This is a genomic window from Pseudomonas sp. GW821-FHT01D09 (assembly GCF_059422465.1).
Map to the genome: position 1 here is coordinate 88,195 of NZ_JBWKWY010000006.1, position 23,466 is coordinate 111,660.

At 63.3% G+C, this 23,466-nt stretch carries 20 protein-coding genes; 5 read left to right on the forward strand and 15 right to left on the reverse strand.

Going from position 1 to position 23,466, the window contains the following annotated elements:
• Positions 1-13: 13 nt before the first annotated feature.
• The 12 genes from AC07W7_RS08925 to AC07W7_RS08980 form a co-directional block, all read right to left on the reverse strand.
• Positions 14-1,015 (reverse strand): HAD family hydrolase, encoded by a 1,002-nt coding sequence (locus tag AC07W7_RS08925; protein ID WP_495039138.1) that lies wholly within the window; start codon positions 1,013-1,015, stop codon positions 14-16.
• On the reverse strand, positions 1,012-2,067 hold the full coding sequence (locus tag AC07W7_RS08930; protein ID WP_495039139.1) for a hypothetical protein: 1,056 nt from the start codon (positions 2,065-2,067) through the stop codon (positions 1,012-1,014). The genes AC07W7_RS08925 and AC07W7_RS08930 overlap by 4 nt, the downstream gene beginning before the upstream one ends.
• A complete protein-coding gene (locus tag AC07W7_RS08935; RefSeq protein WP_495039140.1) occupies positions 2,060-3,571 on the reverse strand; it encodes a vWA domain-containing protein in 1,512 nt (503 codons plus the stop codon). Before AC07W7_RS08935 ends, AC07W7_RS08930 begins: the two co-directional genes overlap by 8 nt.
• Positions 3,552-4,553 (reverse strand): vWA domain-containing protein, encoded by a 1,002-nt coding sequence (locus tag AC07W7_RS08940; RefSeq protein ID WP_495039141.1) that lies wholly within the window; start codon positions 4,551-4,553, stop codon positions 3,552-3,554. Before AC07W7_RS08940 ends, AC07W7_RS08935 begins: the two co-directional genes overlap by 20 nt.
• Positions 4,540-5,010: a DUF4381 domain-containing protein gene (locus AC07W7_RS08945; protein ID WP_076960830.1), complete on the reverse strand. Its 471-nt coding sequence runs from the start codon at positions 5,008-5,010 to the stop codon at positions 4,540-4,542. The genes AC07W7_RS08940 and AC07W7_RS08945 overlap by 14 nt, the downstream gene beginning before the upstream one ends.
• Positions 5,007-5,930 carry a DUF58 domain-containing protein gene (locus AC07W7_RS08950; RefSeq protein ID WP_495039142.1) on the reverse strand — a complete coding sequence of 308 codons (924 nt, stop codon included), beginning with the start codon at positions 5,928-5,930 and terminating at the stop codon, positions 5,007-5,009. The genes AC07W7_RS08945 and AC07W7_RS08950 overlap by 4 nt, the downstream gene beginning before the upstream one ends.
• A complete protein-coding gene (locus AC07W7_RS08955) occupies positions 5,927-6,901 on the reverse strand; it encodes an AAA family ATPase (protein WP_495039143.1) in 975 nt (324 codons plus the stop codon). The genes AC07W7_RS08950 and AC07W7_RS08955 overlap by 4 nt, the downstream gene beginning before the upstream one ends.
• A gap of 77 nt (positions 6,902-6,978) precedes the next feature.
• The gene (locus tag AC07W7_RS08960) at positions 6,979-7,884 is read right to left on the reverse strand and encodes a transporter (RefSeq protein ID WP_169901585.1); all 906 of its coding nucleotides are present in this window, start codon (positions 7,882-7,884) and stop codon (positions 6,979-6,981) included.
• 45 nt (positions 7,885-7,929) lie between these two features.
• Complete coding sequence (locus tag AC07W7_RS08965) at positions 7,930-9,330, reverse strand: DUF1254 domain-containing protein (RefSeq protein ID WP_495039144.1); 1,401 nt, start codon at positions 9,328-9,330, stop codon at positions 7,930-7,932.
• Between the two features lie 23 nt (positions 9,331-9,353).
• Entirely contained in the window at positions 9,354-10,805 is a 1,452-nt protein-coding gene (locus AC07W7_RS08970) for a DUF1254 domain-containing protein (RefSeq protein WP_495039145.1), read from the reverse strand.
• 10 nt (positions 10,806-10,815) lie between these two features.
• Positions 10,816-11,607 carry a hypothetical protein gene (locus AC07W7_RS08975; RefSeq protein WP_236309541.1) on the reverse strand — a complete coding sequence of 264 codons (792 nt, stop codon included), beginning with the start codon at positions 11,605-11,607 and terminating at the stop codon, positions 10,816-10,818.
• Between the two features lie 191 nt (positions 11,608-11,798).
• Complete coding sequence (locus tag AC07W7_RS08980; RefSeq protein ID WP_099168973.1) at positions 11,799-12,158, reverse strand: response regulator; 360 nt, start codon at positions 12,156-12,158, stop codon at positions 11,799-11,801.
• 224 nt (positions 12,159-12,382) lie between these two features.
• Here AC07W7_RS08980 and AC07W7_RS08985 point away from each other — a divergent pair, with 224 nt between their 5' ends.
• The 5 genes from AC07W7_RS08985 (at position 12,383) to AC07W7_RS09005 (ending at position 18,959) form a co-directional block, all read left to right on the forward strand.
• Positions 12,383-15,883: a response regulator gene (locus AC07W7_RS08985; RefSeq protein ID WP_495039146.1), complete on the forward strand. Its 3,501-nt coding sequence runs from the start codon at positions 12,383-12,385 to the stop codon at positions 15,881-15,883.
• A gap of 15 nt (positions 15,884-15,898) precedes the next feature.
• Positions 15,899-16,714: a CheR family methyltransferase gene (locus AC07W7_RS08990; protein WP_495039147.1), complete on the forward strand. Its 816-nt coding sequence runs from the start codon at positions 15,899-15,901 to the stop codon at positions 16,712-16,714.
• A complete protein-coding gene (locus AC07W7_RS08995; protein WP_076960839.1) occupies positions 16,711-17,316 on the forward strand; it encodes a chemotaxis protein CheB in 606 nt (201 codons plus the stop codon). Before AC07W7_RS08990 ends, AC07W7_RS08995 begins: the two co-directional genes overlap by 4 nt.
• Positions 17,310-18,503: a hybrid sensor histidine kinase/response regulator gene (locus AC07W7_RS09000; RefSeq protein WP_099168969.1), complete on the forward strand. Its 1,194-nt coding sequence runs from the start codon at positions 17,310-17,312 to the stop codon at positions 18,501-18,503. Before AC07W7_RS08995 ends, AC07W7_RS09000 begins: the two co-directional genes overlap by 7 nt.
• Positions 18,504-18,581: 78 nt before the next feature.
• The gene (locus AC07W7_RS09005) at positions 18,582-18,959 is read left to right on the forward strand and encodes a response regulator (protein ID WP_076960841.1); all 378 of its coding nucleotides are present in this window, start codon (positions 18,582-18,584) and stop codon (positions 18,957-18,959) included.
• 84 nt (positions 18,960-19,043) lie between these two features.
• Here AC07W7_RS09005 and AC07W7_RS09010 read toward each other — a convergent pair whose 3' ends face one another.
• The 3 genes from AC07W7_RS09010 to AC07W7_RS09020 all read right to left on the reverse strand — a co-directional run bounded on the left by AC07W7_RS09010 (position 19,044) and on the right by AC07W7_RS09020 (position 23,418).
• Positions 19,044-20,714 carry an ATP-binding protein gene (locus AC07W7_RS09010; protein ID WP_495039148.1) on the reverse strand — a complete coding sequence of 557 codons (1,671 nt, stop codon included), beginning with the start codon at positions 20,712-20,714 and terminating at the stop codon, positions 19,044-19,046.
• Complete coding sequence (locus AC07W7_RS09015) at positions 20,714-22,216, reverse strand: ATPase domain-containing protein (protein ID WP_495039149.1); 1,503 nt, start codon at positions 22,214-22,216, stop codon at positions 20,714-20,716. Before AC07W7_RS09015 ends, AC07W7_RS09010 begins: the two co-directional genes overlap by 1 nt.
• Before the next feature lie 143 nt (positions 22,217-22,359).
• On the reverse strand, positions 22,360-23,418 hold the full coding sequence (locus tag AC07W7_RS09020) for a tetratricopeptide repeat protein (protein WP_495039150.1): 1,059 nt from the start codon (positions 23,416-23,418) through the stop codon (positions 22,360-22,362).
• Positions 23,419-23,466 lie beyond the last annotated feature (48 nt).

Consider the following 23,466-nt stretch of genomic DNA (forward strand, 5'->3'; position numbering starts at 1 on the left):
GCGACGTCTTTGCTTATTGCACCTGCTTTTGCACAACCGGCTCGAACGGGTAGATACGCCGCCAATCGGCCGCCATATCAACCACGTTCCAACCCTTTGTCCTGGCTTCATCGAGGGCCTTGTCCAGGCGCCCGACCTGGGAGTGACGGTCATAGGCCCACTCGCGGGTGGCATCGGTGTGGTGCACCAGGCCCATAAAACGTTTGCCTGCACCTGCCGCCGTCCATTGCAGCATCTGCAAGTCGCCGTCGGAGTTGCCGAACGCCAGGATCGGCCGCCGGCCAATCACCGCATCAATGCTTTCCGGCTTGCCCGGGCCGTCGTCGTTATGGGCCAGCTTGGCCGTGCGCAGGAGCTGCGGCGTGCCGTCGCTGATCTGGAACCGGGTGACGAAGGTGCTGCCGATCACCTGTTCCGGCGGCACGCCATAGACCACTTCGGCAAAGGCCCGCATAAATGCGGTATCGCCACCGGACACGATGTAGGTCTTGAATTGCTGGCTGCGCAGGTAGTCGAGCATTTCTAGCATCGGCTGGTAGATCATCTCGGTGTAGGGCTTGCCGGTTTTGGGATGGCGGGCCTGGGTCAGCCAGGCCTTGGCATTGGCGATAAAGGTCTCGGTGCTGATCCCGGTATGGGTCGCGCCGATGATTTTCAGCAGGCCGTCCATGCCGCTCTGGGCCAGGGCCTGGTGGTCGTTTTCCAGCACGGCCTGGAACGGCTGGGTGGTTTTCCATTGCGGGTGCTGGGGCGCCAGGCGTTTGATTTCATCGAAGGCGAACAGCACTTGGAAGTAGGCCGGTTGCTCGGTCCACAGGGTGCCGTCGTTGTCGAACACGGCAATGCGCTCGGTGGGCTTGACGTAGTCCGTCGAGCCTTCGGTGGTCACGGCCTGGACGAATTCCATGATGTGCTGTTTGTTCGGGCCTGCATGCCACGACGGCAACGGGTCGGCGGCCAATGCCGCAAAGCTCAGGCCCAGCAGCAGGGGCAGGGTGCGGCGCACAGAGGTCATGGGAAATCCTTTTCACGGCGAGGGTTGAGTGGTTGCAAGCGTAGTTGACGACAGACCCGGCGCACTGTGGCCCAGGCATGTCGCCACAGTGGCAGCAACCGTGGCCACCACTGGCGGCCCAGGTAGCCGGCCAATGCCAGCAGCACCAGCGTCGCGCTCCAGGCCAGGGCGTGGCGCGACAGTTGCCAGCGTGTGTGCTGGCCGAGGTCCTTGAGGTCCTGGGCGATGGAAAAGGTCGGGCGGTAGTCGCTGCTGGCCAGGGCCTCGACGCTAATGGCGGGCAGTTGCGCCACTTGCAGGCGCTGGTTGCGGCTGTCCCACCACTTCACGCGGATGGCCGGCAGTTGGTAATGGCCGCCCTGTTCGACCCGGTACACCCAGCGATCCACGCGCTGGCCGCCAGTGACCGTGCCGCGCCCGTCGTCCAGGTTGCCGATGGCGGGTGTCTGCGGGTAAGCGCGCAAGCCTGCAATCGCCACTTGCAGCGGTGCCGGCAATGACAGCGCCGGAGTGTTGTCGGCCTGCAAGGTGAGGGTGCGGGTCAGGCTGTCGCCCACTTTCAACGGTGTGGCCGACGTGCTGAGGCTCTGGCTCAGGCGCAGCCCTTCGGCCACCAGCAACGGTTCACCGGGGGCAAAACCGGGTGGCCGCGTGGCCTTGAACGCCAGTGGCGTGCTGTGGGCGGTCAGGGGCGCGCTGGCCTGGCCGGGCTGCGCGCGGATGGCCAGGGACGGCACGCTGAAATCCTGCGCCACGCTGGGGGTGATGCGGTAGCGATAGCGCATGCCATAGAAGGTCTGGCCGTCGATCACCTGGGTCAGGTGCTCGGCCTCGCCCCCCGGCGCCTCGACCCGCGCCCCCGGCAGTTGCAGGGCGGGCAGGCTGACGGCGGCGGTGAACCAGGTGTCGGTCAGCACGTCCACCTGCAACTGTGCCTGCTCGCCCACCCTCACTGCCGGGCCGGGCAGCAGTTGCACGTGCACCTGGAGTTGCGGCTCGCCGGCCATGAGCGGTGTGCAGAACAGCAGGCCGAGCAGGGCATGCTTATTCATGGGCACCCCCCTGGTCTTGCAGGCTGAATTTGCGCCGCAGGAAGTTGGCCGGCGAGGTGCTCAGGTTCTGCAACCACAGGGCGTCATTGCTGGCCTGTTCGGTCTGCACCGCCTTGGTTTGGCCCTTGCCGGGCGTCTTGTCGAACTGGATCGCATCGGGCTTGACCTCGGGCGCGTTGGCGGCGGCGCTTTCGGTGTCTTGTTTCAGGGCCATGGCCAAGGCCAGGTTGGCGCGGGCCTCGGGGAACTGTGGCTGGCGCTGCAAGGCTTGCTGGTAGGCGCTGATGGCCTGGTCGAACTTGAAGCGGCGCACCTGGATATTGCCCTGGTAGAACGCTGCCTGCGCGCTGTCGAGTTGAGCGAAAGTGGCCAGGGCCAGGTCATAGTCGGCGGCGTTATAGGCGGCGATGCCCTTCCAGTACGGGTCGATAAACAGGCGGGCGGCAGCAGGGTAGTGGTGGTGCTCGAAGGCCCAGCGCCCTTGTTGATCGGCGCTGAGAAACGCATCGACCAACCCATTGGCCTTAACCTGCGCCGGTTGCAGGAACAGGCCCAGCATCACCACGGCGGCCCAGTTCAGGCTCCAGCCGCGGCGCACGCCCAACAGCGCCACCAGCAATAGCGGCCAGCACAGCCAGTAGCCAGCGTCTTGCCATTGCAGGGCGCGCTGTTGTTCATCGCTCGCCCGGAAGTGCTGTTGGGCATGCAGCTGCACCCAGTCCAAATCGTCGTCATTGAGGGTCAGGCTGCCCAGCGGCGCGTCGGTGGCGCCAGCCAGTTGCTTGAGGGCGGGCGCGTCAAAACTGCCGGGGTTGCTGCCTACCGCCAGTACCAGCACTTGCAGTGGGCTGTCGGCCAATAGGGGCTTGAGCCGGGGCAGTTGGGTGAGGTCGGCGCCGTCGCTGAGCAGCAGCAGGGTGCCCGGCGACTTTTCCGCGTCCAGCAGGCGCCTGGCTTGCTCGATCACCCCGGCCACATCCTTGCCTGGCCGGGTGATCAGGTCACTGCCGAGGGCCTGGATAAAGCTGTCCAGCAACGCCGGGTCATCGGTGGGCGGCAACACCAGGTGCGCGCTGCCGGCGTACACGATCAGTGCGGTTCTTGCGCCTTGGCGCCGCGCAACCAGGTCATGCACCTTGTGCTTGGCCGCTTCCAGGCGGCTGGGCGGCACGTCGATGTTGTCCATGGACGGGGACAGGTCGAGGGCAATGATCAACGGCGCACGGTTTTCCAGGAAGTCCGGCCGATCCTGCTCCCAGGTCGGCCCGGCAGCGGCGAGGGCGCCGAGCACCAGCAACGCACTGGCCAGATGCACCGGGCGCAGGCGCTGGGGATCGCTGGGCGTGAGCAGCAGGTGCGGCAACAGGTGCGGGGCGATAGTGCCGCGCAGGCGGCGTTGCAGGTCGCGGTTGCGCCGCCAGAGCAGGGGCAGCAGCACGCCGACCAGCGCCAGCAACAGCCAGGCCGGGCGCAGGAAGTGCAAGTCATTGAGGTTGAACGCCATCGGGCACCTCCCGTTGGGGACGGTACGACCAGGCGGCGGCGATCAGGTGATACACGGCGAACAGGCCCAGGGCGGCAGTCAACGGCAGCCAGAACAGATCGCGCTTGGGCTGGTGGCTCAAGGTCTGTACCTGATGGGGCGTGAGCTGGTCGAGGGTGGTGTAGACCTGTTCCAGGGTGTCGCGGTTTTCTGCGCGCCAATAGCGCCCGCCGGTGGCCTGGGCAATCTGCTGCAAGGCGCCCAGGTTGACCTTGGCTTCGCCCGACGCACCGGGGTCGCCAATGCCGATGGTATGGATCACCACGCCTTTGGCCGCGGCCATGCTGGCGGCGTGGTCCGGGGTGATCGCACTGCTGGTGTCGTTGCCGTCGGTGAGCAGGATCAGCACTTTTTCCTGCTCGTGGGCCGCGTCCAGCAGCTTCAGGCTCAGGCCGATGGCATCGCCAATCGCGGTGTTGGGGCCGGCCATGCCGATGCTGCTGTCATCGAGCAGCAGCGCCAGGCTGGCATGGTCCAGGGTCAGCGGGGCCTGGGGATAGGCGCCGCTGCCGAACAGGATCAGGCCCAGGCGGTCATCCTTGCGCCGTTGGATAAACCCCTGCACCACCTGTTTGACCGCGGCCAGGCGGTCGGTCTTCTGGCCGTTGGCATCGGTGAAGTCCTGGGTCTGCATGGATTGGGAAATATCGATGGCCAGCATCAGGTCGCGCACCGGCTGTTGGCGTTCGATGGGTTTTTCCACCCACACCGGGCGGGCCACGGCCAGCACCAGAAGGGCCCAGACCAGCAGGTTGAGCAGCAGTTGCCGGCGATTGCTGCGGCTGTCGCTGGCTGCCGGGGCCTGGCCCACTGCCCGGCTCATACCGGTAAAAAACGGCACCCGCACCGCGCTGCGGGCCTCGCGGTAGGCGGGCAGGTAATGCCAGGCCAGCCAGGGCAAGGGCAGCAGGAGCAACCACCAGGGGTAATCAAGCTGCCACATGATGCCCCTCCACCCAGGTTCGGCAGTGGGCCAGCAGGCGGGTGCGCTGTTCGGCGGACAGCGCGTCGGCCGGGGCATAAGCCAGCTCGGCCAGTTGCCGGCTAAGGTCGGCCGGCACCGGCGCAGCGCCATGGCGTTGCAGGAAGGCTTGCCAGTCGGCGCCACTCAAGGTCGGCACGCGCTGCCGTTCCTCGGGGGTAAGGGGCATCGACAGCGCCACGCGCTTGAGCAATACCGGCAGCTCCCGTAGATCCTCCAGCGCCTCCAGGCGCGCCAGGGCCTCGCGGCGATAGGCATTGCGCCGCCACGCCAGCCAGGCCCTGGCCGCCCACACCAGCAGGCCGAGGACCAGCAGGCCGAGCAGCAGCCACCAGCCCCAGGTCTGCGGCCAGTAGCTGACGGGCGCGGGCAAGCCCAGCTCTTGCAGCTGTTCGATGCTCGGCACCTGGGTGTTCAACGGCGCCTGCCCAGTTCGGCGCGCAATTGCTCGGCGGCGGGCAGGGCGCTGCTGAACATCAGCACGGGCACCTGGCTGCGCCGCAACAGGCTGGCGACATCCTTGAGGCGCCCGCCGAGAAAGTCCCCCAGGGGCTGGCGCACCTGTTGTTTGTGCACGGCCAACTCCACCTGCAACTGGCCCTGGGTCACGCGCAGTTGCCCGCGTGTGGGCACGTTAAGGGCCAGCGGATCGTAGACCTGCAGGGCGAGCACATCGTTATGGGCCGACAGCTGGCGCAGCAGTTGCAGGGTGCGCGGCCCGGCGCCGGCAAAGTCGCTGACAAGGCAGATCAAATGGTCATGCCCGGCCAGGGCCAGGCACTGCTGCAAGACCTTGTCCAGTTGCCCGTCGCCTTCATGGTCGGGGTTGCGCGCGTTGAGCGCCTGGTTGTGTTGCACGATGCGGCTGCACAGGGTCTCGACCCGCTGGCGACTGCGCAACGGGGCCACAGCGTCGATGCACTCATCGTTGAACACCACGCCGCCGACCCGGTCGCCGGCATTGAACACCATCCACGCGGCCAGCGCGGCCAGTTCGGCGGCGAGCGCCGATTTGAAGCTGCGTACCGAGCCAAAGAACATCGACATGCGCTGATCGACCACGATCAAGGCCGGGCGATCGCGCTCTTCGGTAAAGGCGCGCACCACCGGCTTGCCGGTGCGCAGCGAGGCGCGCCAGTCAAGGTGGCGCAGGTCGTCGCCGGGCTGATAGCGCCGCAGCTCGTCGAAGTTCAGGCCGCGTCCGCGCAGGCGTGAGGCATGGTTGCCCGCCAGGAGGCTGCCCCGGGGTTGGCGCGCCACAAAGCTCAAGCCCCGTGCCTGGAACTGCAGGGCCATCAACTGCCCGAGGGCCACGTAGACCAGGCCGTCGGCGTTCATGCCGGGATCGCTACTTTGGCCAGCAGGCGGTCGAGCACCTGATCGGCACCGACCCCATCGGCCACCGCGTCGTAGCTCAGTTGCAGGCGGTGGCGCAGCACCGGGTGCAGCACCGCTTGCACATTGGCCGGGGTCACGAAGGCCTGGCCCTGCAACCAGGCGTCGGCACGTGCGCAACGGTCCAGGCCGATGCCGCCACGGGGGCTGGCCCCCAGGCTGATCCAGCGCGCCAGGTCCGGGTCGTAGTCGCCGGGATGGCGGGTGGCGTTGATCAGGTCGATCAGGTAGCGGTCGATGGCCGGCGCGACCTGCACGGCGCTGACTTCCCGGCGGGCGGCGAAGATCACTTCTTGGGCCAGGTTGAAGCCCTGAGTGACAGGGGCGTCGCCTGCCTGTTCTTCGGCCCGCAGCAAGCGCAGCACCTGGCTTTCATCGGCGGCGCTAGGGTAGTCGAGGAGGATTTTCATCACGAAACGGTCCATCTGTGCTTCGGGCAGCGGGTAGGTGCCTTCCTGTTCGATGGGGTTCTGGGTGGCGACCACGATAAACAGCTCGGGCAGCGGGTGGCTGGCGCCGGCCACCGTGATTTGCCGCTCTTCCATGGCTTCGAGCAGGGCAGCCTGGACCTTGGCCGGGGCGCGGTTGATTTCATCGGCGAGGATCAGGTTGCCGAACAAGGGGCCGGGCTGGAAGCGGATCTGGTTCTGCCCGTTTACCTGGTGCAGCACCTCGGCGCCGGTAATGTCCGACGGCAGCAGGTCGGGGGTGAACTGAATCCGGCTCATCTTCGCGTCCAGGTGCCTGGCCAGGGCCTTGACCGTGCGGGTCTTGGCCAGCCCCGGCAGGCTTTCCAGCAGCAAGTGCCCGTTGGCCAGCAGGCCCAGGAGGATCTGCCGGATAACCGGGGCCTGGCCCAGCACGCTTTCGGCGATGCTGGCTTGCAGGGCGTTTAGATCGTTGAGTGCTGTCATCACAATCGTCCTTGAGGCAAAGGAGCACCTGGGGCGGCGACCACGCCATTGGCGATGACCGACACCTGAAAAAGCCACTACCAGACGTATTGCATACGCAAGGTCCAGGTGTTCACGTCGGGCGAACCGCGGCGTTCGGCGATGGTGTCGGAATAGGCCAGCAGCCCACCGAATTGCGGCGTGAGCATAAAGCCCAGGCTCGCCCCCAGCAGGCCGTTTTCCTGTTTGTTGTCCTGCCAGATGCCATCGATCTTGCTTTCGCCGCCCCGGCTGTAGGTGGCATCCAGCGACGCCCAGAGGGCGCGGTTGATGGTGTAGCTGTAGTGACCCTCGATGGCATACAGCGGTTTTTGTTCCAGCTTGCTGTTGCCGTGGTACTCGTCGTTGTCGCCAAACAGCGAGACCCAGGTATTGATCTCCAGCCACGTGGGGCCGAACGGTGTGCCGAAGCCCAGTTCCGGCTTGACCACCCAGCGGTTGGCGCCGATGTTGATTACGCGGTCCTTGTCATAGTCGCCGGTGGGCACGGTGAGCCATACGGCGCCGGTCAGGAAGGTCTCGGGTTGCCAGCTGGCGAACTCCTCGGCTGTGAGGGCCGGGCCGCCGAAGATGTTATGGGCGAACACCACCTGGGCATCGCCCATGCCGCCGTTGTGTTTGGTGCCATCGAAGAAGCGTGCGTTGTCGAAGGACGCCGACACATCGGCATAAGGCTGGATAAGCTGGAGAGCGCTGTTGCGCCCGTCGATGCCGAACGTGCGCGCGTAGCGCAACAGGTACACATCGGCGTTGAGCGACAAACCATCGAGAGGCAGGGTGGTATCGATGGGGGTGTTGGTGTCCACCCGGTTGTAGTAACCGAACAGCATATTCAGGTCGGTAGGGGTGTTCTGCCAATCCCTGGCATTGTCCGCAACACTGATCCCTGGCACCAGCGCCAGCGTGGCGGCGGCGAATGCACTCAGTCGACTGCGTGAAACCATGGCGCTACTCCTTGTCTGGACCTGATGTCAGGGGTGTCTGGGCGGTTATTTCACCGGGGTCAGCGCCGGTAGTTTCCACTGGCCGTTACCCACCTCAGGCTTGGGCAGGTAAATGCGCAGTACGGCATAGAACGGGCCGGGTGGTGCCGGCAGCCAGTTGCTTTGCTCGGCTTTGGGCGGTTCGTGATGCTGGACCTTGAGCGTCAGGCCGCCATCGGCATCGAGCTTGAGCTGGGGCAGCATCCGCGAGTTGATCAGGTAGCGTTTCTTGTGGTTCTCCACCAACAGCTTGTTCTTGCCGTTGTACAGGGTCAGCGACCAGAACGCGTCGGCGGGTGGCAGTTGGCCCTTGGCAAAGTGCAGGGTGTAGCTGTGCTTGGCGCCGTTGGCCGGCTTGCCCTCGCTGTCGACGAAGTAGCCCATGTAGGCGGCCTCATCGGTGGAGTTGCCGAAAATCCCCATGTCGGCACCGGCGTAGCGGTACAGGTAGTTGTTTTGCAGGTGATCGCGGCTGCCGAACAGGTCGCCGCTGGCCACTTGATGGGTGTCGATCTTGTCTTTCTTGAACCTGGCAAACTCGGCCTTGCCGTCGGCGATCCCGTCCTCCAGGGCCTTGCGTTGTTCGGCGCTCAACTGGGCGACCTTGAACGGCGCGCCAGGGGCGATACCGATCCTGGCAAAGCGTGCCAGCAGCTCTTTTTCACTGGCCTGGGGGGCGGCGAAGGCCAGCATGAAGTTCAGGTAGCGGAACAACTGCGGGCTGTCGCTCATCTCGGCGACCGGCTTGGGCCACTCGATCTGCGGCACCTTGGCCGGCGCGGCCTGTTTGACGTAGCCGCTCAGGGGCTGGACCTTGTAGCCGGCCTGGATCTGCTTGACCTTGGCCAGGTCCTTGTCATCGAACAACTGGGTGCGATACAGGGCGTAGGCGATGTTGCTTTCGCTGTAGACCACGCGGTCCACATCCAGCGGTTGCTGACCCTGCCAGTCGGGCCCGGCGACCATGTAGTGCCCGCCGTTGTTGCCGGTGCTGCGGGTGCCCAGGTAGGCGAAATTCTGGGTGTAGAGGTCGATCAACTGCACGGAGTAATAGCGGGTGTCCTCGATTTTCGGCAGGGTCAACACCATTGGTTCGCGGCGCAGGTCCAGCCAGACAAAGGAGTAGGGCGTGTCCGAATTGGGCGTGACAAAGGCCGTGTCCTTGGGCGTGAACACCTTGGCGGTGTTGCCGATGTGGTTGAACGGCGCCTTGAAGTTGGCGCCGCCCTTGTCCACCGCCTGGGTGTAGAGGGTCTTGTACATTTCCACCACCGGGAAGCCATACAGGTAGGCTTCCTTGGCAATGGCCCGGGCTTCGCTGGGGGAGGCGGTAAAGTCCGCCCAGGCGCCGGTACTCAGCAGTATCGAGAGGCTCGCCAACAGCAGGCGTGTCGGTTTTGCAATCATGTGGGGGCGTCCTTCCTTTAGCGTCAGGGAACAGGGGTGATGTCGTTGAGCTTCCAGCGTTTGTCGAAGTAGGCCTCGGTAGGGGCATACAGGCGGAAGTAGCTGAACCAGTGTTTGCCCGGCAGCGTTTGCACCCAGTTGTTCTCGAAGCCTTTTGGCGCGGTGGGGCCGAAGTACAAGTCCACCGAACCGTCGGGGTTTTTCTTCAGGTCCTGGCGTGAGGACAGGTCGGCCTTGCGTTGTGGGTTGTCGATCAGGCAGCGGCTGTCGATGTCGTACACGGTCATCGACCAGAACTGTTTGGCCGGTGGGTTGGCGCCCACATGCAGCGTGTAGTGCTTGGCGCCGTCCAGCCATTGGCCCTGCTGGTCGGTGTAGGCGCCGAGGTAGGTCTGGCCCAGGCCTGGGGTCTTGGAGACCATGCCCTTGGTGTTGGTCACCGCTTCATAGAACCAGGCGCTGCGCTCCCATAATTGGTCGTAGAAGGCCACGCGCTGGGAGGGCTCGGCGATGTTCAGCACCGTATCCCACTGGCGGTCCGGCCAGTACTGGGCCTGGGGGAAGCGTTTGGCGAAGGCGTTGGCCTTGGCGATCAGCTCGCCCATTTGCGCGCCTTGCTCCAGGGCCTGGCGCTGGTGCTCGTTAGGGTTGAACGGTTTGTCTTTCTCGATGCCAAGGCTGGCGAGCATGGCCATGTAGAAACGGTCGCGTTCGTTGACTGGCTCTTTCTGGATGATCCCGTGCAGTCGCTCCCAGTACGCCATACCACGTGGCTGGGTGCCGGACCACGGCTTGCCTGCGGGCGACAGCAAGCGGGTCTTACCGGGGGTGGCGCGCTGGGCGTAGGGGTACATCTTGAACTGCTCGACCAGGGCCTTGCCCTTGGCTGGGTCGGGGTCGAGCACGCGAAAGCCCACCAGTACGTTCATGGTTTCTGACTTGGCCAGGTAATACTTGTTTGCATCGGCCGGTGGTTCGTGGCCTGGTGGCAGGACCAGGTACTTGCCGCCTTTGCCCTGGTCCGGGCCGGTCTGGCCCATATCGATGATTGCCCGCTGCCAGAAGTCGCCGATGCCGCCGGCGGTCGGCCCCGCAGGCAACTCGATCACCAGCGGGCCGGTCTGGTTGAGGTCGACAAACCCCAGGATATAGGGGGTGGTGGCATTGGCGGTGATCACCCCGAGCTTGTCTTCGTAGGTATTGAGCACCATCAGGTCGCCACTGCGCGCACCGAGCTTGGTGCTGAATTCATCCTGCCATTGGGCGTAGGACACCAGTGGCAAGGCCCAGAGAAAACTCTGGGTGGCCTGTTGGAAATCCAGTTCGCCATACAGCTTGGCGATTTCGCTGTGGGCGGGCAATTCGCCCTCCATGGTAATCGGGCCGATGCGGGTGTCGAGGGTCTGGGCGTGCACGCCATGACTGATGGCCAGGGCGAGCAGGCTTAACGTGGCGCTACGAAACAGCAGACGCATGGCAATGTCCTTATTTTCCGAAGGTAACGTTGATCCCGGCGAACAGGGTGAACTGCGGCAAGCCATCGCCTTTGCGCGCGACTGTCCACTGCGGCTCGACATAGGCGTTGAGGATATTGCTGCCGGCCTTCCACGCCTTGCCCGCACCCAGGCCGATGGGGATGTAGTGGGTGTCGTTCTTCAGGTCGAAGGTCCAGGTGCCGGTGGAGCGCAGGTACCAGCCCTTGGGTAGGTTATGGATGATAAAGGGCTGCAGGGTCGCGCTTTCCACATGGGCGCGGTCGCGGTCGCCGGCGAACGAGCTCTGGTACTGCACCAGCGCGCCCAGCAGGCCACGGGGCGAGGCGTCGATGGCCACGGCCGCCAGGCCGGCCTGCCATTTGCCGGTGCCCAGTTCGTCGTGCTCGGCAGTGGGTGCGGTGAGTTGTGGGCCGATGCCCAACTGCACGCCCTCGGTCTTGAGCAGGAAGATATCGAACAAGTTCAGGTCGCCGATGCCGGTGCTGTAGCCGCGATGGGGATCGGGCCGGGTACTCAGGGGCAGGGTGGCGCGCAGCAACTGCGGCACGCCGATAAAGTCCGAGGGGGCAATGGGCAGCGCGCCGCGCAGCAGCAGGTCATTGGTATGGGCATGGGTGTCGTACAACCTGGGGGTGTAGTAATCCTGCAGGTTGACGCCCGGTGCCAGGTTGAGCGGGTTGTTACTCTTGTTGGCGGTCTCGGCGTTATCGGCCTCGGCAGCAAATGCGGGCAACAGTAAAGCGGCCAGCAGCAATGCCGGAGCTCGTGGTAGCGTGGACATGGCAACTCCCCAGTTCCTTGGTCACTGACCCGAGAGCGCTTGTTGAAGGCTGCCGGTGGTCCTTATTTGAAAAGCGTGTAGGACTTGTCGTTTGAACCTAGCAGTTAAATTCAGACTCGCTAGTCATTCGGATGAATTAATGACTTTATGTGGGGGGAATCACGGTTTTTGGATGGGTGCCGCAGGAGCGATCAGCTCCCCAGCATGGTCTTGACCTTATCGCGCAGTTGATCGATGGAGAACGGCTTGGCAATCATCTGCACACCCGCAGGCAGTTCGATGTTTTCGGCATAGCCACTGGCAAGCAGGATGGGCAAGGCCGGGCGCAATGTGCGGGTTTTTTCCGCCAGGTCCTTGCCATTCATGCCCGGCAAGCCCCAGTCGGTCATCATCAGGTCGATCCCACAGGCGCTGTCTTGCAAGAAGATCAGCGCCGCTTCGGCATGTTCAGCCTCAAGCACCTTGAACTCCAGTTCTTCGAGCACATCGACGATCAACATGCGCACGATAGCGTCGTCTTCGACTACAAGGATGGTGGAGGCAGCGGACATAGTGAGGGTTCCCAGATAGTGGAGGTACAGGTCTTGAACAATTGAAAGACCATCCTCTAGTGAGTCGCGTCGATCTCGGCAAGTTCCCCAAACGGGGGCGGGCATTGTGCCGAGAATCAGGGGCAATGTCCTGAGTGTGTCGTTGAAATACGTCAGAAACATAGCCTTCGGCGACGATTCTGGGGCAAACTTCCGGTTTTTCCGCACTTGGCCAAGGCTCGCCCATGACTCCCGTTGCGTCAGTCGATGAAAACAGTTTCCGCAAACTCCTGAGCCGCAACGTGGGCTTGCCACTGGGGGTGGGTGTGCTCAGCGCGGTGTTTTTCGTGTGCCTGATCACCTACCTGCTGTCGGTGATCCAGTGGGTGGAGCACACGGACCGGGTGATCAATAACCTCAATGAAACCTCGAAGCTGACGGTTGACCTGGAAACCGGCATGCGTGGTTTCCTGATCACGGGGGACGAGCATTTCCTCGACCCTTACGAAGTGGCCAAGCCGCGGATCATTTCCGATTTGCGCAGCCTGCGTGAGTTGGTGGCGGACAACCCCCAGCAAGTGGATCGGCTCAAGCGCCTGGAGTCGTTGCAGCTGGAGTGGAACACGTACGCCCAGTCGATGATTGATCTGCAGCGTAGCAACGGCGACTACCGTGGCGCGGTGAAGGCCGGGCGTGGCAAGCGCCTGACCGACGAGATCCGCAAGGAATTCGACCATGCGATTGCGATGGAGCAACAGTTTCGCCTCGAGCGCAATGAAGACGTGACCCGCACCACGGTCTTGAGCGTGACGCTTTACCTGCTGTTTGTGCTGGGCCTCAGTGGCTTCCTGGCCTATGCCGGCAGAAAGAACCTATTGGTCCTTTCCGACAGTTACAGCGCCAGCCTGGCTTCGCAAATGAAGATTGCCAAGCGCCTGGAACAGCAGGCCTGGCTGCGCAATGGCCAGACCGAACTGGCCGAACAGGTGCTTGGGCAACTGACCCTGAACCTGTTGGGGCGCAATATCCTGCAGTTCTGTGCCCAGTACATGGGGTCGGTGGTGGCTGCGCTGTATGTGCGCGAAGAGCACGGTGGCCTCAAGCGTGTGGCCGCGTACGGCTTCTCCCGGGAGCAGGAGGCGCAGGAGCAGGCGATCTACCGCGACGAGGGGATTGTCGGCCAGGCCGCCCAGCAGCAGCGCTTGATTCGCCTGGATGATGTACCCGTGGACTACTTCAAGGTCAGTTCCGGCCTGGGCACTGGCGCGCCCCGCAGCGTACTGATCGTGCCCACCCGTGACGACGACCAGGTCAACGGGGTGATCGAGCTGGGCTTCTTGCGCGCCCTGGATGAGCGCGATGTGGAACTGCTGGAACTGATCGCCGGCAATATCGGCACGTCCATCGAAGCGGCGCGTTATCGCCAGCGCTTGCAGGAAGTCCTGGCCGAGACCCAGCAGCTTAATGAAGAGCTACAAGTGCAACAGGAAGAGCTCAAGACCGCCAACGAGGAGCTGGAAGAACAGTCGCGCATCCTCAAGGAGTCCCAGGTGCACCTGGAGACCCAGCAGGCGGAGCTGGAGCAGACCAACGAGCAATTGGCCGAGCAGGCCCAGATCCTCGCCGACCAGCGCGACGCCATGGACCGCAAGAACGTCGAACTCAACCGCGTGCAGGTCGAACTGGAGGACCGCGCCGACGAGTTGCAGCGCTCCAGCAAGTACAAGTCCGAGTTCCTCGCCAACATGTCCCACGAGCTGCGCACGCCGCTCAACAGTTCGCTGATCCTGGCCAAGTTGCTGGCGGAGAACGCCGAGGAAAACCTCAGCGCCGAACAGGTCAAGTTTGCCGAGTCGATCTATTCGGCGGGCAACGATCTGCTTAACCTGATCAATGACATCCTGGATATCGCCAAGGTCGAGGCCGGCAAGCTCGATATGCGCCCCGAGAACACCAGCGTGGCGCGCCTGGCCGAGGGCTTGCGCGCCATGTTCGAGCCGTTGGCCAGCGACCGCAAGCTGGGCTTCCAGGTGGAGGTGCAGGCCGGCGCGCCGCTGATGCTGTTCACCGACCGCCAGCGCCTGGAGCAGATCCTCAAGAACCTGCTGTCCAACGCCGTCAAGTTCACCGAGAAGGGCCAGGTCAGCCTGACCATTTCCCGCCAGCCGGGGGAGGGCATTGCCTTTACCGTGCGCGATTCCGGGATCGGTATCGCGCCCGACCAGCAAGAAAGCATCTTCGAGGCCTTCCGCCAGGCCGACGGCACCACCAACCGCCGCTATGGCGGTACGGGCCTGGGCCTGTCGATTTCCCGCGACTTGGCCACGTTGTTGGGCGGCTACATCAGCGTCACCAGCGAGCCGGGCCAGGGCAGTCTCTTTACCCTGGTGCTGCCGGAGCAGTACGTGGAGCGTGATGAAGACGCGCCGGCGGTCGAGCATCCACGGGCCGTGGTGGCGGCCCCGGCCCCCGTGGCGCCGGTGAAGGTCTCGCCGTTGCCGGTGGCGGATGCCGCATTGATCCCGCGCTTTGCCGACGACCGCGAGCAGGCACCGTTCGCCACCCGTTGCATCCTGGTGGTGGAAGACGAGCCGAACTTTGCGCGCATCCTCTTCGACCTGGCCCATGAACTGGGTTACCACTGCCTGGTGGCCCATGGCGCGGACGAGGGCTACACCCTGGCCGAACAGTACCTGCCCGACGCGATCCTGCTGGACATGCGCCTGCCGGACCACTCCGGGCTCACCGTATTGCAGCGCCTCAAGGAGCACGCCGAGACCCGGCATATCCCGGTGCATGTGATTTCTGTCGAGGATCGCGTGGAAGCCGCCATGCACATGGGCGCCATCGGCTATGCGGTCAAGCCCACCACCCGCGAAGAGCTCAAGGACGTGTTTGCCCGCCTGGAGGCCAAGCTGACGCAGAAGGTCAAGCGCATCCTGCTGGTGGAAGACGACGACTTGCAGCGCGACAGCATTGCCCGCCTGATCGGCGACGATGATATCGAGATCACCGCCGTCGGTTTCGCCCAGGAAGCCTTGGACCTGCTGCGCAGCACGGTGTACGACTGCATGATCATCGACCTCAAGCTGCCGGACATGCTCGGCAATGAGCTGCTCAAGCGCATGGCCACCGAGGATATCTGCTCGTTCCCGCCGGTGATCGTCTACACCGGGCGCAACCTGACCCGGGATGAAGAGGCGGAACTGCGCAAGTATTCGCGCTCGATCATCATCAAGGGCGCCCGTTCACCTGAACGGTTGCTGGATGAAGTGACACTCTTTCTGCACAAAGTCGAATCCCAGCTGTCCCAGGAACGCCAGAAGATGCTCAAGACGGCCCGCAGCCGCGACAAGGTCTTCGAGGGGCGCAAGGTGCTGCTGGTGGACGACGATGTGCGCAACATCTTTGCCCTCACCAGTGCCCTGGAACACAAGGGGGCGATTGTGGTGATCGGCCGTAACGGCCGTGAGGCGATCGAGAAGCTCAATGAAGTCGAGGACATCGACCTGGTGCTGATGGACGTGATGATGCCGGAAATGGACGGCTACGAGGCGACCGCGTTGATCCGCCAGGACCCGCGCTGGCGCAAGTTGCCGATCATTGCGGTTACGGCCAAGGCCATGAAGGACGATCAGGAGCGCTGCCTGGCGGCGGGCTCCAACGATTACCTGGCCAAGCCCATTGACCTGGACCGGCTGTTCTCGCTGATCCGGGTGTGGTTGCCCAAGATGGAACGCATTTAAGTGGAAATACACTAAGTGGATCGAAGTACTGATATTGAACTGCGCTTGTTGATCGAGGCGATTTACCTCAAGTACAGCTATGACTTTCGCGACTATTCCGGGGCTTCGATCAAGCGCCGTGTGGCCCATGCCTTGCGCCAGTTCGACTGCAAGACCATTTCGGCCTTGCAGGAGCGGGTGCTGCACGATCCCACGGCGTTTATGCAGTTGTTGCAGTACTTGACCATTCCGGTCAGCGAGATGTTTCGCGACCCGTCGCACTTTTTGGCGATTCGCCAGGAAGTGGTGCCGCTGCTCAAGACCTACCCGTCGATCAAGATCTGGATCGCCGGTTGCAGCACCGGGGAAGAGGTGTACTCCATGGCCATCCTGCTACGGGAGGAGGGCTTGCTGGAGCGCACGATCATCTACGCCACCGATATCAACCCCAACTCCCTGGAGAAGGCCAAGCAGGGGATCTTTTCCCTGGAGAACGTGCGTGCGTACACCCGCAATTACCAGCAGGCCGGGGGGCAGCGTTCGTTTGCCGACTACTACACCGCGGCCTACGATTACGCGATCTTCGACAAGACCCTGCGCGAGAACGTCACGTTCGCCGATCACAGCCTGGCGACCGATAGTGTATTCTCAGAAACTCAATTAATTTCATGCCGTAATGTACTGATTTACTTCAATAAAAAATTGCAGGATCGCGCATTTGGGCTGTTCCACGAGTCGCTGTGCCATCGCGGCTTCCTGGTGCTGGGCAGTAAGGAAACCCTGGATTTTTCCGCTTACAGCAAGCAGTTTGAACCCTTGGTCAAGCAAGAACGGATCTACCGCAAATCATGAATCAAGCCGCTGCCAGCCCGGCGTGTGTGTCGGGTGTCCAAGCCATTGTCGTTGGCGCATCCGCCGGTGGGGTCGAGGCGTTGCTGAGTATTTTCGGGGGCCTGGCGCCGGGCTTCCGTTTGCCGATCATCGTCGTGTTGCACCTGCCGGATGAGCGCCGCAGCCAGTTGGCCGAAGTGTTTGGCCGACGTGTGGCCATGACCGTGGTGGAAGCGCGGGACAAGGAAATGATCCAGCCCGGCACCCTGTATTTTGCCGGCCCTGGTTACCACCTGTCGGTGGAGCATGACCGCAGCCTGTCCCTGAGCCAGGAGGAGCGTGTGCATCACTCCCGTCCGGCCATTGATTATCTGTTCGAGTCGGCCGCCGACACCTATGGCCCGAACCTGCTGGCGATCCTGCTGACCGGCGCCAACCAGGACGGCGCGCGCGGCCTGGCCCAGGTCAAGCTGCGCGGCGGCACCACCGTGGTCCAGGACCCGGCACAGGCCCAGGTGGCCGTGATGCCCAAGGCGGCCCTGGCGCTGCATACACCTGACCATATTCTCACTTTGAGCCACATTGGCGATTTGCTGGCTTCCCTGGAACCTTCCCCATGTTGAGTACTATCCAGGCCAAACTGCTGATCGTCGACGATCTGCCGGAAAACCTGCTGGCCCTTGAAGCGCTGATCAAGCGCGAGGACCGCCATGTATATAAGGCATTGAGCGCCGACGAAGCCTTGTCGCTGCTGCTGGAGCACGAATTCGCCATGGCGATTCTCGACGTGCAGATGCCGGGCATGAATGGCTTTGAACTGGCCGAGCTGATGCGCGGCACCGAAAAAACCAAGAATATTCCCATTGTGTTTGTCAGCGCGGCCGGCCGTGAGCTCAACTACGCCTTCAAGGGCTACGAGAGCGGCGCCGTGGACTTCCTGCACAAGCCGTTGGATATCCATGCGGTCAAGAGCAAGGTCAATGTGTTCGTCGACCTGTATCGCCAGAGCAAGGCCATGAAGCTACAGGTCGAAGCCCTGGAACACAGCCGCCGCGAGCAGGAACTGTTGCTCAACCGCCTGCAGGCGACCCAGGCGGAACTGGAGCAGGCGGTGCGCATGCGCGATGACTTTATGTCGATCGTTGCCCACGAAGTGCGCACCCCCCTCAACGGCCTGATCCTGGAGACCCAACTGCGCAAGATGCACCTGGCCCGGGACAACGCGGCAGCGTTCACCCTGGACAAGATGCACGCCATGGTCGACCGCGACGAGCGGCAGATCCAGAGCCTGATCCGCCTGATCGAAGACATGCTGGATGTGTCGCGGATCCGCACCGGCAAGCTGTCGATCCGCCCAGGGCAGTTCGACCTGGCGCAGTTGGTGCGCAACCTGCTGGAGAACTTTGCCCCGCAAGTGGCGGCGGCCGAGTCGTCGGTGCAACTGGATGCGCCACAGCCGGTGGAGGGCAAGTGGGACGAGTTCCGCATTGAACAGGTGGTGTCCAACCTGCTGACCAACGCCCTGCGCTATGGCGCCAAGAGCCCGGTGGCGGTGCGGGTATACGCCGAACATGGCGAGGCCAGGGTGGAAGTGCAGGATCGCGGGATCGGTATCAGCGAAGACAACCAGAAGCGGATTTTCCAGCAGTTCGAGCGCGTGTCCGCCAACCATGCCGTGGCAGGGCTGGGCCTGGGGCTGTTTATTTCCGAGCAGATTGTTGCGGCCCATGGCGGCACAATTGAAGTCCAGAGCCGGATAGGCGAGGGCGCATTGTTCCGCGTGTGCCTGCCCTTGGGGGCCGGGGCGTAAAACCAATCGTCACACTGACGCAACCTCTGCGTGACCCCATGGTCGTATCAGCAGCAATTGACCGGACAAAGGCTTCCCATGAGTGAAGATGCACAAGATGTTGTACTGATCGTCGAGGATGACGAGTCGATCATGTTCGTGCTGGGCGAATACCTGTCGGGCCTTGGGTATCGGGTTCTCAAGGCCATCGACGGCGAGCAGGCCTTTGAAATCCTTGCCTCCAAGCCGCACCTGGACCTGATGGTGACTGACTATCGCCTGCCTGGCGGGATTTCCGGGGTGCAGATCGCCGAGCCGGCGATCAAATTGCGGCCAGAGTTGAAGGTGATCTTTATCAGCGGTTATCCCCAGGAGATCCTCGACTGCAACAGCCCGATCACGCGCAATGCACCGATCCTGGCCAAGCCGTTTGATCTGGATACGCTGCAGGAGCATATCCAGCGGCTATTGGCCTGAGGTTTCAAGTTCGCGCCAGGATGCGCTGACGGTGCCGCGACGCGGGAGCATTTTTCGGGAAGTGCCCCGCACGTTTTATAGGCGTCAGGCCCCAATCATCTCCCGCACCTTCGCCGTCAACAGGTCGAAGGTAAACGGCTTGGTGATCAACTGCATTCCCGGATCCAGGAACCCGCCGCGCACGGCCGCATGTTCGGCATACCCGGTAATAAACAGCACTTTCAAGTCCGGGCGTATCTGCCGGCCGATTTCCGCCAATTGCCGCCCGTTCATCCCCGGCAACCCCACATCACTGATCAGTAGATCAATGCGCTGGCAGGACTCGATGATCGGCAAGGCGCTGCCGGCATCCGACGCTTCGACAAAGGCATAGCCCAATTCACTCAGCACCTGGCTCACCAGCACCCGCACCGCCGGGTCGTCCTCGACGATCAGCACGGTCTCTCCGGCATTGGCAAAGGGCAGCAGCGCCGGGTCCAGGGGCGCATCGGCGGTGACTTCACCGACAAACCTTGGCAGGAACAGGCTCACCGTGGTGCCTTTGCCGACCTCGCTGTGGATGGTCACATGGCCATGGGACTGGCGGGCGAAGCCGTAGATCATCGACAAGCCCAGGCCGGTGCCCTGGCCGATGGGCTTGGTGGTGAAAAACGGGTCGAAGGCCCGGCTGATCACGGTGTCCGGCATGCCGCAGCCGGTGTCGCTGACGCTCAGCTCCACGTAGTCGCCCGGGGTCAGGGTGCCGTAGGCCGCGGTAAACACGTTGTCCAGGTGGCGGTTGCGGGTTTCGATCACCAGCCGCCCGCCGTCGGGCATGGCATCCCGGGCATTCAGGGCCAGGTTGAGCAGGGCGCTTTCCAGCTGATTGGGGTCGGCTTCGGCGGTCCACAGCGGCGCGCTCAGTTGCATCTCCAGCACGCTGCTTTCGTTGAGGCTGCGTTGCAGCAGTTCGCCCATGGACGCTACCAACTGGTTGATCTCCACCGGTTTGGAGTCCAGCGATTGGCGGCGGGAAAACGCCAGCAGGCGGTGGGTCAGGCCGGCAGCGCGGTTGGCCGAGGTCACGCCAAGGTCGATCAGGCTGTCGAGGTCATCCAGGCGGCCTCGCGCCAGGCGTCGGCGCAGCAGTTCCAGGCTGCCGATAATGCCTGTGAGCATGTTGTTGAAGTCATGGGCGATGCCGCCGGTCAATTGGCCGACGGCTTCCATTTTTTGCGACTGGCGCAAGGCTTCTTCGTTGCTGCGCAATTGCGCGGTGCGTTCTTCGACTTGCTGCTCAAGGGTTTCCAGGGTGCGTTGCAGGCGCAGTTCGCTTTGGCTCAGGTCAATCAGGCGGTCGCGGGCTTCGTACTGGCGGCGGCGCCCGCGCAGGGCGGTGGTCACCAGGCTGATCAGGGTCACCGGGTGGAACGGCCGCTCCAGCAAGGTGATGTTGCCCAGCCGGGCGCTCAGGTGTGAAGACGCGTTCTGTTCATGGCCGCCATGGTGGGTCAGCAGCACGATGGGCAGGTCCGACCAGGCCGGCTGCTGGTGCAGATAGTCCAGCAGCGGCTCCAACCCGACCCCGTGCAACGCTTCGGCGGCGATGATCAAAAGGCCCGCGCCCTGTTCCAGTTCGTTGCAGAGCATTGACAGGTTGGGGGTGGCAATCCCGCTGAAACCTGCCTCGTTGAGCATCATCAAGGCCAATGAGCTGTCCCGCCCCAGGGGCGCGAGAATGATCGCGCGCTCGGAGACGGCCGGCAGGCTACTCATCACAGGCTCTCATCCTTGAGCAGCGGGTTGTCGGCGCCCATGTAGGTGGGCACCCCGCGCAGCACGCCCTGGAAGGCTTCGAGGGGTTCGCCGATGGTCATGCCGCGGCTGGCGATGCGGTATTCGCGAATGGTCGATTCATGGCTGCCGGTACGTTTCTTGATGATGGAAATGGCCCGCCGCACCTTGCCCAGGGCCTCGAAGTAGCGCAGCAGGATCACGGTGTCGGCCAGGTAGGTGATATCCACCGGCGCTTGCATGTCGCCCACCAGGCCGTGCTGGGCCACGGTCATGAAGGTCGCTGCGCCCCGGCGGTTGAGGTATAGCAACAGCTCGTGCATATGCAGCACCAGGGCGTTTTCTTCAGGCATGGCCGCCTGGTAACCGTTGATGCTGTCGATGACCACGGTCTTGATCTGGCGTTCATCGACGCAGCGCCGTACCCGGTGGGAAAACTCGCCGGGCGACAGCTCGGCGGCGTCTACCTGCTCGATCAACAGGTTGCCGGTGGCTTGCAGGGCGGCCAGGTCGATGCCCATGTTTTTCATGCGGTCGAACAGCAGGCCCAGCTCTTCATCGAAGATAAACAGCGCGGCTTTTTCGCCACGGGCCACTGCCGCGGCGGCGAAGATCATCGAGATCAACGACTTGCCGGTGCCTGCCGGGCCGAGGATCAGGGTGCTGGAACCGGTCTCGATACCGCCACCGAGCAGCGCATCCATCTCGCGAATGCCGCTGGTCAGGGTCTGGCGTTTGTAGCCGCCGCGATGCTCGGCCGCCACCAGGCGCGGGAACACATGCACGCCGTCCTCCATGATGGTGAAGTCGTGGAAGCCACCGCGATACTTCTGGCCACGGTACTTCACCACCCGGACCCGGCGCCGTTCCGCGCCGTAGTTGGGGGTCAGTTCTTCCAGGCGGATCACTCCGTGGGCCACGCTATGCACGGTTTTATCCAGGGATTCGGTGGTCAGGTCGTCCAGCAGCAGCACAGTGGCGTCGTAGCGCACGAAGTAGTGTTTGATCGCCAGGATCTGCCTTCGATAGCGCAACGAGCTTTGCGCCAGCAGGCGGATTTCCGAGAGGCTGTCGATCACCACGCGGGTCGGCTTGACCCGTTCCACCACCTCGAAGATCTGCCGGGTCGCTTCGCCCAGTTCCAGGTCGGAGGAGTACAGCAGGCTTTGCTGGTGCTCGGCATTGAGCAGGCTTTCCGGCGGGGTCAGTTCAAAGATGTGGATATGCTCATCCAGGTCCCAACCGTGGGACTTGGCGCCCTGGCGCAGTTCGCGCTCGGTTTCCGACAGGGTGATATACAGCGATCGTTCCCCGGCCTTGGACCCGGCCTGGAGAAAGTGCAGGGCCACGGTGGTCTTGCCGGTGCCGGGCTCGCCTTCGAGCAGGAACAGATGGCGACGCGAGAGGCCCCCGCAAAGAATGTCGTCAAGACCTTCGATACCGGTGGCCGCCTTTGCTGTGAACAGCTCTTTGGATGTAGACAAGAAGTGCCCTCGGGTCACGTATAAGTTGAGGGGCGCGCCGGGTAAAGGCGCGCCCTATTCACTTGACCGTTGGGCTGTGGGGCGGTTCAACGTTTTATGGCAATTGTGTAATCCAGCGCACAGTGTGCAAGGGCTGGCGCGGCTCACAGGCCCTGCTGCAGGGCGGGATCGTCCGGGTTTTGCTGTTCCAGCTGGGCCAACAACACCTGGACGTTCTGCAACTGGCCGCTTTCCTTCCAATAGTTGATCAGCAGGACCCGCGCCTTGCGGTTGGCGGGATGGCGCTGGACGATTTCTTCCAACTGGCGCTGGGCGGCTTCCAGTTCTTCCTGGTCATGCAGGGTGGTGGCCAGGTCGTAGCGGTAATCCTGGTTGTCGGGTTCCAGCTCCACGGCCTTGGACAGGCCCAGCAGGGCATATTCGCGCTCACCATGGTGCAGCAGCCACATGCCCAGGGCATGTTGCAGGTAGGCCGACTCGGGGTGGGCCTGCAACTGGGTGGCCAGCACCTGGCGCGAGTCATCGACCTTGCCCTGTTTGTCCAGCAGCTCGATGCGCGCTACCACGGCCGGGAGGTTCTGCGGGTCCAGGCGCAAGGCCTGTTCCAGGGCATGTTGCGCCTCGGGCAGCAGGGCGCTGTGGATGTACAGGCGGGCCAGCTGGATCCAGCCTTCGGGGCTTTCGGGCTGGGCCTTGAGGTACTTCGCATATTCATCCAGCACCAACTGCAAGGGGCCGAAGTACAGGCCCAGGGTGTCGGGCGACAGGCCCAGCAGGGCGTTGGCCGCGGCAAACCGTACACTTTGCTCGTCATCGTCGAGCAGGGGGCCCAGCAACAGGGTGCGCTGGCCGCTGGGCACCAGGCCAACAATGCTGGCAATGGCCGCCTGGCGCACCCGCGGCGATGGGTGGCTCAAGTCCTTGTCCGCCAGCTTCAAGGCCTGGGGGCTGGGATAGTTGGGCAGCTCGCCATGCAGGGCGGCGCGGCGCACATCGGACAGGTCCGGCCGGCCCAGTTGCTGATACAGCACGCGCGCGGCGCCAGGTTCGCCGTTATGCGCCTGTTTCAGGGCCTTGGAGTAACCGTGGGCAATCGCCGGCGGCACGGACACGCTGGGGGTGCGGGAGAAATACCAAAAAATCAGTACAACCAATAACAGGGCGCTCAGGCCGATGATCGCGTAACGGCGTGACTTTGACATGCAGGCGTCCGAAAGCTGGGCAGCTAGTGCAAAGTGATCAGCTTCGGT